Source organism: Rhizobium sp. WYCCWR 11146 (assembly GCF_013591995.1).
Classification (GTDB): domain Bacteria; phylum Pseudomonadota; class Alphaproteobacteria; order Rhizobiales; family Rhizobiaceae; genus Rhizobium; species Rhizobium indicum.
Map to the genome: position 1 here is coordinate 171,754 of NZ_JACCEY010000039.1, position 14,620 is coordinate 186,373.

The 14,620-nt window shown below is 60.8% G+C and carries 14 protein-coding genes; 10 read left to right on the plus strand and 4 right to left on the minus strand.

Translation table 11 applies throughout. From position 1 onward, the window contains the following. Positions 1–181: hypothetical protein (locus HX899_RS34880; RefSeq protein ID WP_210273893.1), on the minus strand; the 181-nt coding region annotated here is incomplete at its 3' end. Positions 182–226: 45 nt separating this feature from the next. On the opposite strand from HX899_RS34880, the gene HX899_RS32980 reads away from it, so the two are divergent. From HX899_RS32980 to HX899_RS33005, 6 genes are all read left to right on the plus strand, one after another. Next, positions 227–1,822 (plus strand): ABC transporter substrate-binding protein, encoded by a 1,596-nt coding sequence (locus HX899_RS32980; protein ID WP_028758279.1) that lies wholly within the window; start codon positions 227–229, stop codon positions 1,820–1,822. Between the two features lie 87 nt (positions 1,823–1,909). After that, the gene (locus HX899_RS32985; protein ID WP_017959055.1) at positions 1,910–2,914 is read left to right on the plus strand and encodes an ABC transporter permease subunit; all 1,005 of its coding nucleotides are present in this window, start codon (positions 1,910–1,912) and stop codon (positions 2,912–2,914) included. A gap of 9 nt (positions 2,915–2,923) precedes the next feature. Then, positions 2,924–3,814 carry an ABC transporter permease subunit gene (locus tag HX899_RS32990; protein WP_181294443.1) on the plus strand — a complete coding sequence of 297 codons (891 nt, stop codon included), beginning with the start codon at positions 2,924–2,926 and terminating at the stop codon, positions 3,812–3,814. Next, positions 3,814–4,830 carry an ABC transporter ATP-binding protein gene (locus HX899_RS32995; protein WP_138388050.1) on the plus strand — a complete coding sequence of 339 codons (1,017 nt, stop codon included), beginning with the start codon at positions 3,814–3,816 and terminating at the stop codon, positions 4,828–4,830. Before HX899_RS32990 ends, HX899_RS32995 begins: the two co-directional genes overlap by 1 nt. After that, positions 4,827–5,780 carry a peptide ABC transporter ATP-binding protein gene (locus HX899_RS33000; RefSeq protein ID WP_138388049.1) on the plus strand — a complete coding sequence of 318 codons (954 nt, stop codon included), beginning with the start codon at positions 4,827–4,829 and terminating at the stop codon, positions 5,778–5,780. Before HX899_RS32995 ends, HX899_RS33000 begins: the two co-directional genes overlap by 4 nt. A gap of 27 nt (positions 5,781–5,807) precedes the next feature. Continuing rightward, positions 5,808–6,344 carry a gluconokinase gene (locus HX899_RS33005; protein ID WP_210273894.1) on the plus strand — a complete coding sequence of 179 codons (537 nt, stop codon included), beginning with the start codon at positions 5,808–5,810 and terminating at the stop codon, positions 6,342–6,344. Here the strand turns inward: HX899_RS33005 and HX899_RS33010 are convergent. The 3 genes from HX899_RS33010 to HX899_RS33020 form a co-directional block, all read right to left on the minus strand. Further along, complete coding sequence (locus tag HX899_RS33010) at positions 6,334–7,581, minus strand: FAD-binding oxidoreductase (RefSeq protein WP_181294444.1); 1,248 nt, start codon at positions 7,579–7,581, stop codon at positions 6,334–6,336. The two genes, HX899_RS33005 and HX899_RS33010, sit on opposite strands and share 11 nt — an antisense overlap. Positions 7,582–7,658: 77 nt before the next feature. Beyond that, complete coding sequence (locus HX899_RS33015) at positions 7,659–8,162, minus strand: isoprenylcysteine carboxyl methyltransferase family protein (protein WP_181294445.1); 504 nt, start codon at positions 8,160–8,162, stop codon at positions 7,659–7,661. Further along, entirely contained in the window at positions 8,159–9,211 is a 1,053-nt protein-coding gene (locus HX899_RS33020; RefSeq protein ID WP_180194715.1) for a type III polyketide synthase, read from the minus strand. The genes HX899_RS33015 and HX899_RS33020 overlap by 4 nt, the downstream gene beginning before the upstream one ends. A gap of 167 nt (positions 9,212–9,378) precedes the next feature. On the opposite strand from HX899_RS33020, the gene HX899_RS33025 reads away from it, so the two are divergent. From HX899_RS33025 to HX899_RS33040, 4 genes are all read left to right on the plus strand, one after another. After that, on the plus strand, positions 9,379–9,915 hold the full coding sequence (locus HX899_RS33025) for a tetratricopeptide repeat protein (protein ID WP_180194716.1): 537 nt from the start codon (positions 9,379–9,381) through the stop codon (positions 9,913–9,915). A gap of 48 nt (positions 9,916–9,963) precedes the next feature. Further along, positions 9,964–10,569, plus strand: coding sequence for an RNA polymerase sigma factor (locus HX899_RS33030; protein ID WP_181294446.1), 606 nt, complete (start codon positions 9,964–9,966; stop codon positions 10,567–10,569). Beyond that, positions 10,566–11,369 (plus strand): anti-sigma factor, encoded by an 804-nt coding sequence (locus HX899_RS33035; RefSeq protein ID WP_181294447.1) that lies wholly within the window; start codon positions 10,566–10,568, stop codon positions 11,367–11,369. The genes HX899_RS33030 and HX899_RS33035 overlap by 4 nt, the downstream gene beginning before the upstream one ends. A 574-nt stretch (positions 11,370–11,943) precedes the next feature. Further along, positions 11,944–14,620, plus strand: a 2,677-nt coding sequence (locus HX899_RS33040; RefSeq protein WP_210273895.1) for a M10 family metallopeptidase C-terminal domain-containing protein, incomplete at its 3' end; no start/stop codon positions are given.

Below are 14,620 nucleotides of genomic sequence, written 5' to 3' on the forward strand. Positions count from 1 at the left end.
GCGATGGGCGCGCTTTTATACCAAATGCGACAAAATTTCGGTCATTTTTGTCCGAATATTTCCAAATGCGGCTGATTTTTGACTGAAAATTTCTAAAATTGTCCAGCTGGAAAATTTTTCTGCATAGCCCGTTGCTTTCAGTAGATAAATATCGTTCCATCAACCGTCGATCGAGATGCATTCTACGATCTCCAAACATCAAGAAGAACAACCGGGAAACAATATTATGAAAAAGATCTCTGTCCTCCTGGCAGCGACGGCCCTGATTTCCGTCATGGCGACGTCGGCCTGGTCCAAGACCCTTGTTTATTGCTCCGAGGGCTCGCCGGAAGGCTTCGACCCGAGCCTCTACACGGCAGGCACGACCTTCGACGCGTCGTCGCGCACGGTCTATAGCCGTCTCGTCGAATTCAAGCATGGCGGCACCGAGATCGAGCCGGGCCTGGCCGACAGCTGGAGCGTTTCGGCCGACGGCAAGGAATACACCTTCAAGCTTCATCCGGGCGTCAAGTACCAGACCACCGACTTCTTCACGCCGACGCGTGACTTCAATGCCGACGACGTCATCTTCTCGTTCGAGCGCCAGCTCAAGGCTGACAATCCGTGGAACAAGTATGTCGAGGGCGGCTCTTACGAATATGCTGCCGGCATGGGCTTCCCGGAGTTGATCAAGTCGATCGAGAAGGTCGATGACCTCACCGTCAAGTTCACGCTCAACCATCCCGAAGCGCCGTTCCTCGCCGACCTCGCCATGGACTTCGCCTCGATCGTCTCCAAGGAATATGCCGACAAGCTCGCCGCCGACGGCAAGATGGCGCAGCTGAACCAGCAGCCGCTCGGCACCGGCCCGTTCACCTTCGTCGCCTACCAGCCGGATGCCGTTATCCGCTACAAGGCGAACGAAACCTATTTCAAGGGCAAGGAAAAGATCGACGATCTGGTTTTCGCGATCACCTCTGATGCTGCCGTCCGCGCGCAGAAGCTGAAGGCCGGCGAATGCCACCTCATTCCGTATCCGAATGCGGCTGACGTCGCCGAACTCAAGAAGGACGAAAACCTGACCGTGCTCGAGCAAGCCGGCCTGAACGTTTCGTATCTCGCCTACAACACCTTGATTGCTCCCTTCGACAAGGCCGAAGTCCGCAAGGCGCTGAACATGGCGATCAACAAGCAGGCGATCGTCGACGCCGTCTTCCAGGGTGCCGCAGCCGTTGCCAAGAACCCGATCCCGCCGACGATGTGGTCCTATAACGATGCCGTCGTAGACGACAAGTACGATCCCGATGCGTCGAAGAAGATGCTGGCAGATGCCGGCGTCAAGGATCTGAAGATGAAAATCTGGGCGATGCCGGTTTCGCGTCCGTACATGTTGAACGCGCGCCGCGCCGCAGAATTGATGCAGGCCGACTTGGCCAAGGTCGGCGTCGATGCGGAAATCGTCACTCATGAATGGGCCGAATATCTGAAGCTCTCGTCCGACAAGAATCGCGACGGTGCCGTCATCCTCGGCTGGACCGGCGACAATGGCGACCCTGACAACTTCATGGATACGTTGCTTGGCTGCGACGCTGTCGGCGGCAACAACCGCGCTCAGTGGTGCAACAAGGAATTCGACGATCTGATGACGAAGGCCAAGCAGACGGCCGACGTCGCCGAGCGCACGAAGGCCTATGAACAGGCTCAGCTGATCTTCAAGAAGGAAGCTCCCTGGAATACGCTCGACCACTCATTGGTCTTCGTTCCAATGAGCAAGAAGGTCTCGGGCTTCTTCATGGACCCGCTCGGAATTCACCGCTTCGACGGTGTGGACATTTCCGAATAATAAAAAATCTGTAAACTGCCCGGTCAACGCCGGGTGCGGCCGGCGGTCAGGTTCCCCTGACCGCCGGAAACTATTGGAAAACCTGCTATGTTGCGTTTTTTCATCGGCCGCCTCGCGGTGCTGATCCCGACATTCCTTGGCGTTTCGCTGATAGCCTTCTCGTTCATCCGCATGATCCCCGGCGACCCCGTCATGCTTTTGTCGGGTGAACGTGTGATGGCGCCGGAACGTCACGCCCAGATCATGCACGATCTCGGTTTCGACAGGCCCATATATGTGCAGTATTTCGATTATCTCGGAAAAGTGCTGCAAGGCGATCTCGGCACCTCGATCGTCACCAAGCGGCCCGTTCTCGGCGAGTTCTTCACATTGTTCCCGGCGACACTGGAGCTTTCGCTCTGTGCCATCATTATCGCCGTCTGTCTTGGCGTGCCCGCCGGCGTTTTTGCGGCCGTCAAGCGAGGCACGTGGTTCGATCAGAGCGTGATGGGTGTTGCCCTCATCGGTTATTCCATGCCGATTTTCTGGTGGGGTCTGCTGCTCATCATCTTCTTCTCCGGCTATCTCGGCTGGACGCCGGTTTCCGGCCGCATCTCGCTGATGTATTTCTTCAAGCCGGTCACCGGATTCATGCTTGTCGACAGCCTGCTGTCGGGCCAGAAGGGAGCCTTCGCCTCAGCCGTCAGCTACCTCATTCTGCCGACCATCGTGCTGGCGACCATCCCGCTCGCCGTCATCGCGCGCCAGACGCGTTCGGCGATGCTCGAAGTTCTGGGTGAGGACTATGTCCGCACCGCGCGCTCGAAAGGCCTGAAGCCGCTGCGCGTCGTCGGCGTGCATGCGCTGCGCAACGCAATGATCCCTGTCATCACCACGATCGGTCTGCAGATTGGCGTTCTTCTAGCCGGCGCCATCCTCACCGAGACGATCTTCTCCTGGCCGGGCATCGGCAAATGGATGGTCGATTCGGTCTTCAAGCGCGATTATGCCGTGGTCCAGGGTGGTCTTCTGCTGATCGCCGGCGTCATCATGCTGGTCAATCTGATTGTTGATGTTCTCTACGGCTTCATCAATCCGCGCATTCGTCATTAGGAGCGGTCCATGAGCACGGTCACCGTCAAAACCGGCCAGCCATCCGCTCTTGCGGAGTTCTGGCATTATTTCTCCCGCAACAAGGGCGCCGTCATCGGCCTCGTGGTTTTCTCCATCATCCTGGTCGTCGCAATCCTTGCGCCGCTCTTTGCGCCACATCAGCCGAACGAGCAGAACCGTGCGGTGCTGCTCGCCGTGCCGTTCTGGATGGAGGCGGGCAGCGCCTCCTTCCCGCTCGGAACGGATGCTGTCGGCCGCGATATCCTCTCGCGCCTGATCTATGGCGCGCGGTTCTCGCTCTTCATCGGCGTCGTCGTCGTCACGCTTTCGGTCATTTCAGGCGTCCTGATCGGCCTCGTTGCCGGATTTTTCCGCGGCAAGATCGATACGGCAATCATGCGCCTGATGGACATCATCCTGGCTTTCCCGTCGCTGCTGCTGGCTCTCGTTCTGGTGGCCGTGCTGGGACCCGGTCTCACCAATGCGATGATCGCGATTTCGCTGGTCAACCAGCCGCATTTCGTCCGGCTGACGCGGGCCTCGGTCATTTCAGAGCGTGAGAAGGAATATGTGATCGCCTCGCGCGTCGCCGGTGCCGGCACCTTCCGGTTGATGTTCAAGACGATCTTGCCGAACTGTCTTGGGCCACTGATCGTTCAGGCGACGCTCGCCTTCTCGGCGGCGATTCTCGATGCCGCCGCGCTCGGCTTTCTCGGCATGGGCGCCCAGCCGCCGACACCCGAATGGGGAACGATGCTGGCCGAATCCCGTGAGTTCATCTCGCGCGCCTGGTGGGTGGTGACATTCCCGGGTCTTGCCATCCTCATCACCGTTCTCGCCATCAACCTGATGGGTGACGGCCTGCGCGACGCGCTCGATCCCAAACTGAAGAGGTCGTGATGTCACTCCTCGAGATTGAAAATCTGACGGTCGAATTCCAGACCTCTTCCGGTCTCTTCCGGGCCGTCGACGGCGTATCGCTTGCCTGCGACAAGGGCGAGATCCTGTCGGTCGTCGGCGAATCCGGCTCGGGTAAATCCGTGGCCATGCTGGCCCTGATGGGGCTTCTGCCCTGGACGGCGAGGATCACCGCCGACCGGATGCAGTTCGATGGCAAGGACCTGCGCGGCATCTCCGCCCGCCAGCGCCGCAGGATCATCGGCAAGGATATGGCGATGATCTTCCAGGAGCCAATGTCGAGCCTCAACCCGTGCTTCACCGTCGGCTTTCAGCTCGGCGAGACCCTGCGCTTTCATATGGGCCTCAACCGCAAGGAGCGCCGCCAGCGCTCGATCGAACTGCTCAACCTCGTCGGCATTCCGGCGCCGGAAGAGCGCCTGTCGAACTTCCCGCATCAGATGTCCGGCGGCATGAGCCAGCGCGTCATGATCGCCATGGCGCTCGCCTGCAATCCGAAGCTCCTGATCGCCGACGAGCCGACGACTGCGCTCGACGTGACGATCCAGGCACAGATCCTCGATCTGCTCGTTCGCCTGCAGAAGGAGCAGGGCATGGCGCTGGTGCTGATCACCCACGACATGGGGGTCGTTGCTGAAACCGCCGAACGCGTGCAGGTGCAATATGCCGGCCAGAAGGTCGAGGAACAGCCGGTAAGGGCGCTGTTTCGCGATCCGCATCATCCCTATACCGCAGCCCTGCTCGCCGCCCTGCCGGAGCGCGCCAAGGTCGGCCAGCGTCTTCCCTCGATCGCCGGTGTCGTTCCCGGCCAGCACGGTCGCCCGACAGGCTGTCTCTTCGCGCCGCGCTGCGGCTTTGCCACGGTCGAGTGCGATCGCGGTGTCGTCCGTCAGGGACCGGAGCTTGGACTGGCGCTCTGCAACTATCCTTTGAAGGACGGCAAGCCGCTCGGGCACCCCGGCATCATGGCCGTTGAAACTGCAGGAGATCTCGTATGACGGGCGCTGTTCTCGAGGGCAGGGATCTCGCCCGCTTCTACACCGTCAACCGCGGCCTCTTCAAAGCCGATGCCACGGTCAAGGCGCTGAACGGCGTCAGCTTCAGCCTGCATTCCGGCAAGACGCTCGCCGTCGTCGGCGAATCCGGCTGTGGCAAGTCGACGCTCGCCCGTCTGGTCACGATGATCGAGAATCCGACATCGGGGCAATTGCTGATCGACGGCAAGCCCGCCCATGTCGGCGATCGCAGCCTGCGCAGCCAGGTGCAGATCGTCTTCCAGAACCCCTACGGCTCGCTCAACCCGCGCCAGAAGGTCGGCTCGATCCTCGAAGAGCCGCTGAAGATCAACACTAGTCTCGACGCCGCCGCCCGCCGCCGCAAGGTGGAGGAGATGATGGCCCGCGTCGGTCTGCGGCCGGAGCATTATGGCCGCTATCCCCATATGTTCTCGGGCGGCCAGCGCCAACGCATCGCCATTGCCCGCGCCCTGATGCTGCGGCCGAAGGTGCTGGTGCTCGACGAACCGGTTTCGGCGCTTGACCTGTCGATCCAGGCGCAGGTGCTGAACCTGTTGATGGACCTGCAGAAGGAGATGGGGCTTGCCTATCTCTTCATCTCGCACGGCCTGTCCGTCGTCCATCATATCGCCGACGAGGTGATGGTAATGTATCTCGGCCGTCCTGTGGAAACCGGCCCGGCCGCCGAGGTTTTCGCCCGGCCGCGCCATCCCTATACGGCAGCCTTGCTGTCGGCGACGCCGATCGCCGATCCCGATCGCGAAAAGACCCGCATTCGCCTGCAGGGCGAACTGCCTTCGCCGTTGAAGCCGCCGTCGGGTTGCCACTTCAATCCGCGCTGCTGGAAGGCACAGGACTATTGTCGCCAGGTTTCACCCGAACTAAGTGGTGAGGGTGCACAACAATATGCCTGTCACTTCCCGCTCGATTGAGCGGGAAGGCAAGCTAAGGAGGAAATCATGTCGGAGCAAATGAACAAATCCCATGCGATCATCGTCATGGGAGTCAGCGGCTGCGGCAAATCCTCCGTCGGCGAGAAACTCGCCGAAGCCCTGCACTTGGCCTTCGTCGAAGGCGATGCGCTCCATCCCGCCGCCAATGTCGAGAAGATGTCGAAGGGCATTCCGCTGACCGATGAGGACCGGATGCCCTGGCTCGACCGCATCGGCGAAGACATGAAAGCCTCGATGGAGAAGAGCGAGGGCATTATCGTCTCCTGCTCGGCGCTGAAGCGCATCTATCGCGACAGGCTCAGGGCTGCTGTCGGCGGCAATCTGTTCTTCGTCTATCTCGAAGGTTCCAAAGCGTTGCTGATGAAGCGGATGGGCGAGCGCAAGGGACATTTCATGCCGGCCTCGCTGCTCGAAAGTCAGCTGGCGACGCTGGAACCGCCGACCGGCGAGCTGGGCGTCGTCACTGTCGATATCGACGACACGATCGAAGGCATCGCGGCAACGGCGCTCAAGAGCCTTGCAGCGCTCGGTATCACGGGTTGAAACGCCGCGGCGAATAGGCCGCAATATCGATGAACGGCGCCTCACCGGTGATGAGTTCGGCAAGCACGCGGCCGGTCACCGGCCCGAGCGTCAGCCCGTGATGGGCATGGCCGAAGGCAAACCACAGGCCCTGATGGCGCGGCGCCTTGCCGATAACAGGCATCATGTCTGGCGTGCAGGGCCGCGCGCCCATCCAGGGCTCGGGATCGAGCCGGTCTCCAAGCGGGAAGATGGTGCGCGCCACGGCTTCGGCGCGATCGAGCTGGACCGGCGTCTTCGGCGCGTCGAGCGTTGCAAACTCCGCCCCTGTCGTCAGGCGGATGCCGCGGCGCATCGGCGCCAGGAGATAGCCGCGTTCGGCATCGAGCGTCCAATTGTTGAGCACGGCATTGCCCTCGGCGGCATAATGCATGTGATAGCCGCGCTTGACGCCGAGCGGGAATGAATAGCCGAGCCGGCGCGTTGCAACGGCCGCCCAGGGGCCGAGCGCTATCACCGCATCCTCGGCTTCGAGCGGACCTTCCCTCGTCAGGATCTTCCAGCCGGAGCCGTACGGGCCGAGCGAGGCGGCGTCACCCGTGACGAAGCGGCCGCCGATACTTTCGAAATAGCGGCGATAGGCCGATGTCAGCGCATGCGGGTCGAGCACCGACCAGGGATCGCGCCAGCGGATGCCGCCGGCGAAATCGCCGGTAAGATGAGGTTCCATGCGGGCGATATCGGCCGGACTCAGGCTGTCATACTCCACGCCGAATTCATTCTGCCAAAGTGCTGCCTCCGCAAGAGCCCCGTCGCGCTTGGCTTCAGTGCGGAAAATCTTGATCCAGCCGTCCTTGCGGATCAGCGCTTGCGCCTGCGAAGCCTCGATCAGATCCTTGTGTTCGGCAATCGAATTTTCGATCAGCGGCGCATAGGCCCGGGTAATGATCGCGTGGCGGCGCGCATTGGAGTTCCACCAGTAGCGGGCGAGAAAGGCGATCTGGCTCGGCAGCGTGCGCAGGTGGTAATGCGCGTCGATGCGGTTATTCAGCGCATAACGCAGCAGAAGCCCGAGCTGCTGGGGAAAGCCGTAAGGCGCCACACCTTCCCGCTGGATCAGGCCGGCATTGCCGAAGGAGGTTTCGTTGCCCGGATCCTTGCGGTCGATCAGCGTCACCTGCCGGCCGCGCCGCTGAAGATGGATGGCCGTGGAAACCCCGACGATGCCGGCGCCGAGCACGATTGCGTATTTCGTCATTTCCGCTTGCATTCCGCTTAAGTTTATCGGGGTGAAAATGCCCCTGTCGACAAGGCGGCGCAAACGAAAAATCGCCTTCATTTCAAAATCATTGCGCTTTTCAGTGCGGCATTTTCAGCCTTCAGGCGGACATGGAGGATAAGCGCGTTGAGAAGTGAAAAGACGATCGCGTAAAGCGGTAGGCCGAAGGCGAGGGGAAGGGCGGCGATCTCGCCGACGACGATCGCATAGTTCGGATGGCGGAGGAAGCGATAGGGCCCGGAGCTGACGAGCGGCGCGCCGGGCAGGATGATGATACGCGTCGTCCAGCGGCCTTTCAGCGTCGCCAGCACCCAGAGTCGCAGCGCCTGCAGCCCCATGAACACCAGAAACCAGAAGAGCTCGACCGGCCTACCGGGGGCGAGCAGCCAGAGACCAATAATCCAGCCGGCATGAAGCGCTACCATGACGGAATAATGCTCGGGTGCCACCTCTTTGGCGCCTCTGGCAAGAAGCACCGCCGTGTTGCGCCGGGCGAGCACGAGTTCGCCCAGGCGCTGCAGCGTCACGAAGGCCAGAAGCGCGATCGACGGCCACATCATGCCACCCTCCGGAGCGTCACGCAGCTCGCCGAAAAGCCCGGCCCCATGGCGATCATCGCGGAGCGCGCAGGCAATCCGGCGCGGATTGCCCGCTCCAGCACGAACAGGATGGTCGGCGAGGACATGTTGCCATATTCGGCAAGCACGGCGCGCTCGTGATCGAGTGTGCCCGGCACCATCGAAAGCGCGCTCTCCATCGCGGCCAGCACCTTCATGCCGCCGGGATGGCAGATGAAGCGGTCGATATCCTCCACCCTCAGCCCGTTGCGGGCCAGAATGGCCATTACCGCCGGGCCGAGCTCCTTTTCGGCAAACGGCGGCAGCGATTGCGCCAGCACGATGCCGAAGCCGCCGTCATCGATCTTCCAGCCCATGATATCGAGCGTGTCGGGAAAGAGATGTTCGCCAGTCGACTCCACTTCCGCCAACCCGTTCTCGCCTGATCGAAGCACGCAGGCGGCAGCGCCGTCGCCAAAAAGCGCCGTCGCGATGATGTTCGGCCGCGTCAACTCGTCCAGCCGGAAGGCCAGCGTGCAAAGCTCGATCGAGACGAAAAGCACAACAGTGCCCGGCCGGCTTCGCGCCAGCCGCGAGGCGATCGCAAAGCCTGACACGCCGGCGGCACAGCCGAGCCCGAAGACCGGCACGCGCTCGATATCGGGTCTGAAACCCATCCTGCGGCTAAGCTGCGCATCAAGGCTCGGTGTCGTAAAACCGGTGGAGGAGACGGTCACGACACAGTCGACATCGCCGGCCTCAAGGCCTGCCTGGCGAAGGGCCGAGCTGGCAGCCTCGACGAAAAGCCCGCCGGCCACTTCTGCAAAGGCCTGCATCCGGTCTTGCCAGCCATGTGGCTCGTCGAACCAGGCAAGCGGCCGCGCCGCATGGCGCTTTTCGATACCGGCGCTGTCGAAGACGCGTGCAAGGTGTCGAAAATCCTCGAAACGGTCGGCAAACAGCCGGGCTGAGGCTTCGAGCGCCTGTTTTTGGAAAATGATATGTTCGGGTGTGGCGACGGCGAGGCTGACGAGTTTCACGGTATCGGTCACGGAATTCTCCTTGTCGTTCCCGGCGGAACGAAAAACACGCGGTGCCGATGATTTATTCGACCTCGTCTGCTTCACGAAGCAGTGATGGAGAAAGTGGGAAGGTTGCCGAATAAAGCCAGGCGCAGCGGTGTTCTCTCCTCGCAACGTCACTTTCGAGGAGTTTCCCCATGACGATCATGACAGCCCGCATCGCTTCCCTCCTTCTCGGCGGCTGCCTCGCCGCTTCTGTTTTCTCCGGTCCGGTTTTTGCGATCGGCGATGACAGCAGCACGACGCCGGTCTGCAAGAAGGGCGAGATCTACGACCAGAAGACCAAGAAATGCGTCAAGCAGCAGAGCGCCAACGTCTCCGACGAGAACCGCGCCGACTATGCCTATTCGCTGGCCAAGGCCGGCCGCTATGAGGAGGCGCTTGCCGTGCTCGACACGGTCAAGGATCAGAACACCGCCGAAGTGCTGAACTATCGCGGTTATGCTACCCGCAAGCTCGGCCGCACCGACGAGGGCATTTCCTATTATCTGCGGTCGGTAAAGATGGACCCGCAATATGCCAAGGTCCGCGAATATCTCGGCGAAGCCTATGTCATCAAGGGTCAGCTCGATCTCGCCAAGGACCAGCTGAAGTCAATCAAGGCGATCTGCGGCACGGGCTGCGAGGAATATCAGGATCTGAACGCTGCAATCCTCGATCCCTCGAAGATCTGATCAGCGGGCCATGGGGCGGGAAAATGGAAGCACGAAAGGGATGTAAGAATGTCGGTCGCGCACACCCATTTTCCTGCCTATAGTCGCGCCAGAATGGAATCGCCGCTTCATCCGGCGGTTCCGAAGAGTGCAGGATCGGCGGAGGCGGCCATCGCGAGCGAAGCGGATATCAGGAGTGGCCTGACGGAAAATCTGGCAAGGCTCTGGCGTTATGGTCTCGTTCTCTCGCACCAGCGCGATGTCGCCGACGACCTCGTGCAGGCGACCTGCCTTCGCGCGCTCGAGCGCGCCGATCAGTTCATCCCCGGTACCCGGCTCGACCGCTGGCTGTTTTCGATCCTGCATTCGATTTGGCTGAACGAGATCCGCTCGCGCCGGGTGCGCCAGGGCCAGGGTTTCGTCGATGCCGGGGAGACGCTGACCTTCGACGGCGCCCACGACACCGAAACGCATGTGATGGCGAACCAGGTACTGAAACAGGTGAATGCGCTGCCCGAGGCGCAAAGGACGGTGGTTTTCCTCGCCTATGTGGAAGGACTTTCCTATCGCGAGGTTGCGGGCATTTTGGATATTCCGATCGGAACCGTGATGAGCCGGCTGGCGGCCGCGCGCGCCAAGCTCTCCGACGCCGGACCGGAAGGGGGACGGCAATGACGAAGAAACACACCATTCCCTCCGACGAGGAGCTGACCGCCTTCATCGACGGTGAACTGACGGCTGAAGAGGTCGCCCGCATCGAAGCCATCGTGAACGAAGACGAGAGCACCGCCGAGCGGCTGGAATTCCTGGCGCGCGCCAGCCTGCCCTTCGAACAAGCCTTCGCCCCGCTGCTCGCCGAAGCCCCTCACGAGAAGCTGGAGGCGATGCTCGCCGCCATCCCGGCGCAGCAAAGCGCCAGTTCCGCCTCCACGCCCGCATTCGCCAGCCGCCGCCGCTTCCTCGGCGCGCTCGCCGCCTCGCTGGTCGCCGGCATCGCCATCGACCGCGCCGTCATCGGCATTAGCAAGGGCTTGTCGGCAAAGGACGAAAACAGCGAATGGCGCGCCGTGGTCGCCGATTATATCTCTCTCTATACCGCCGAAACGCTCGCCGGCCCCGCCCCCAGCAGGGAGGATCAGGCCGCCCAGCTCGCCGGTCTTGACGAAAAACTCGGCCTGTCACTCTCCCCCGAAGCCGTCTCGCTCCCAGGCATCGATTTCAAACGCGCCCAGTTGCTGCAATATGACGGCAAGACGCTCGCCCAGATCGCCTATCTCGACCCCGAGACCGGGCCGATGGCGCTCTGCATCGTCAAGTCTGACAAGGGGCCGAAGGCACCGGACCTCGAAAGCCGCAAGGGTATGAACGTCGTCTATTGGTCGAATGCGACGCACGCCTTCATGCTGATCGGCCGCATCCCCGTAGACCGGGTGCAGGAATTGGCGGAGAACGCCCGGAGCAGGCTTTCAAGCTGACCAGCTCAGCGGGATTTCAGCTTCGCCCATTTTTCTTGGGGAGCGCGTTTGATCTCCAAATTGCGCTTTGAACAAGGACATCGGCTTCACCACGGTCGGACAGGACGCTCTCGTCAAGCTCGAAGCATTTCCCTTCACTACGGAACGATCGCAGCCCACGTCACCAAGATTGCGGCAGATGCGATCCTCGTATCCGACGCGGCAAGCCGTGAGGGCGACCCCGCGGCACGACAGGCGAAGACAACGTTCGGCGGCGCCGAAACAATGCGGACCTCTCGCTCTCCCGATATCACCAAGCCTGAGACTTATTAAATTTCAGCAGATGACCGTAACGTCAATTTAAGTGCCGCCGTGGCAGCAATTGCGAAGGTTCGAACGGGCGAGCACAGGATCCTGGAATATGTCTTCTGGCCTTTGGTAGAGGTTGCGGCGGAAGCGCTTCATGAGCGTTAGTTACTAAGGTCAAAAACTTTTCCGAAGCGAAATAAAGCTTTTAGTTGAATTTTCCTCTGATTTCGGGCAGAGGGAAACTGGCATTAGGCGCGGCCGAATGGCGTGCGCAAACGGGGACTTTATGACGGACGTTAATAATTGGACCACGTACGTCTTCTCGACTGGGGATCAGAAGGTAGACGGGCTCTTGAGCAACTTTGCCTGGGGCGGAACGATAACCTATGCGTTTCCCACGAGCTCGTCATCGTATGCCTATGGTGACGAAAAATACCATTCTTTCTCTTCAATTTCGTCCCAGCAGCAGTCTCTCGCCTTGTACTTTATGGAGCAGTCTTACGGGAGTGCGGCAAATGACGGTTTCTCCGTCGAGGGATTCACGAACGCCAACTTTGAGGCGGGAAGCGCGGGTACCGCAACGGTGCGGTTCGCTCAATCGTCTCTGCCTGACACGGCATGGGCCTATTTACCAATTGCCGGCTGGCCGGGTGGTGATGTCTGGTTCGGGACGGGATATGCTGGCACCGAAGATGATCTTCGCTTTCCGAGGTTCGGCAACTATGCGGGCCATACCTTGGCGCACGAGCTGGGTCACGCTCTCGGACTGAAACATGGTCACGAAGGGGAGATAGTCGTTCCGAACGCCTACGACTCGCTCGAATATACGATCATGACCTACCACACATATGTCGGAGACAGTTTGAGTGGGTACAAGTATGAGCATGATGGCGCGCCACAAAGCTTCATGATGCTCGACATCGCCGCCCTGCAGGAGATGTATGGTGCGGACTATACCACGAACAGTGGCAATACCGTCTACAAGTGGAATCCGAACCAGGGCATCACCTATGTCGACGGCGTTGCGGCCATCACGCCCGCTGCCAACAGGATCTTCGCGACAATCTGGGACGGCGGCGGTATCGATACCTACGACCTGAGTGCCTATACGACGGGCCTCAAAATCGACTTGCGAGCAGGGGGGCACTCGGTTTTTTCCCAGGGTCAGCTGGCCGATCTGGGCGGAGGTCCGAATAATGGCTATGCCCGCGGCAACATTTTCAACGCCCTTCTTTATCAGGGCAATGTTGCATCGTTGATTGAGAACGTTCAGGCCGGCTCCGGCAACGATTCGATTATAGGTAATGAGGCGGACAATACGCTCTGGGGCAATGCCGGAAATGATTCGCTTTCCGGCGGTTCCGGCAATGACACATTGATCGGCGGAACGGGCAACGACACCTATATTGTCGATGATCTGGTCGACGTGGTCACCGAAGGGCTGAATGAAGGGACCGATCTGATCAGGACGGTGCTTTCTTCCTATGCCTTGACCATCAATGCCAATGTTGAAAACCTGACCTTCACCGGCACTGGCGCTTTTACCGGAACTGGAAGTAGCCTCGCCAACACGATCACCGGCGGCGCCGGCAACGACACGCTGGATGGCGGCGCCGGCAACGACACGCTGATCGGCGGTGCCGGCAACGACATCTATGTGGTCGACGCTGGCGTCGATTTTGTGGTCGAGAGTGCGAACAAGGGGACGGACACCGTACGGACGGCGCTTTCAGGTTATATTCTCAGCAACAATGTCGAGAATCTGATTTACACGGGATCCTCCAGCTTCACCGGCACCGGCAATGCGCTGGCCAACACAATCACCGGCGCCGCCGGCAATGATGTGTTGGATGGTGGGGCCGGTGCCGATAGCTTGATCGGCGGAACGGGCGACGACACCTATGTCGTTGACAATGCCGGCGACAGCGTTGCCGAAAACGCCGCCGCGGGAACCGACACGGTTCGCACGATACTGGCCGCCTACACACTGGGAGCCAATGTCGAGAACCTCACCTACATCGGAACGGCAGCCTTTGCCGGGACAGGCAATAGCCTTGCCAACACGATCACTGGTGGTGTCGGTAATGACATCCTGAATGGCGGGGCAGGTGCTGACACGCTGATCGGCGGAGCGGGCAACGACATCTATGTGGTCGACAGTGCGAGCGACGTCGTCACCGAGTTGGCCAGCGCCGGCACAGACGAAATCCGCACGTCGCTTGCGACCTATTCGATCGCTACACTGATCAATGTCGAGAACCTGAGCTACACGGGATCGGCCAGCTTCACCGGCACCGGCAATGCGCTCGCCAACAGGATCACCGGCGGCGCCGGCAACGATCTGCTGGACGGCGGCGCCGGCAATGACACGCTGAACGGCGGTGCGGGCAACGACATCTATGTGGTCGACAGTGCGAGCGACGTCGTCACCGAGTTGGCCAGTGCCGGCACCGACGAAATCCGCACGTCGCTTGCGACCTACTCGATCGCTGCACTGATCAATGTCGAGAACCTGAGCTACACGGGATCGGCCAACTTCACCGGCACCGGCAATGCGCTGGCCAACATGATCACCGGCGGCGCCGGCCATGACACGCTGAATGGCGGGGCAGGCGCTGACACGATGATCGGCGGTGCGGGCGACGACACCTATATCGTCGACAATGCCGGCGACAGCGTTGCCGAAAACGCCGCCGCGGGAACCGACACGGTCAAGACCGTGCTGGCAAGCTATACGCTTGCCGCCAATGTCGAGAACCTCACCTATGCAGGAACGGCAGCCTTTGTCGGGACAGGCAATAGCCTTGCCAACACGATCACTGGTGGTGTCGGCAACGACACGCTGAATGGTGCGGCTGGCGCCGACACGCTGATCGGCGGAGCGGGCGACGACACCTATATCGTCGACAATGCCGGCGACAGCGTTGCCGAGAACGCCGGCGCGGGAACCGACACGGTCAAGA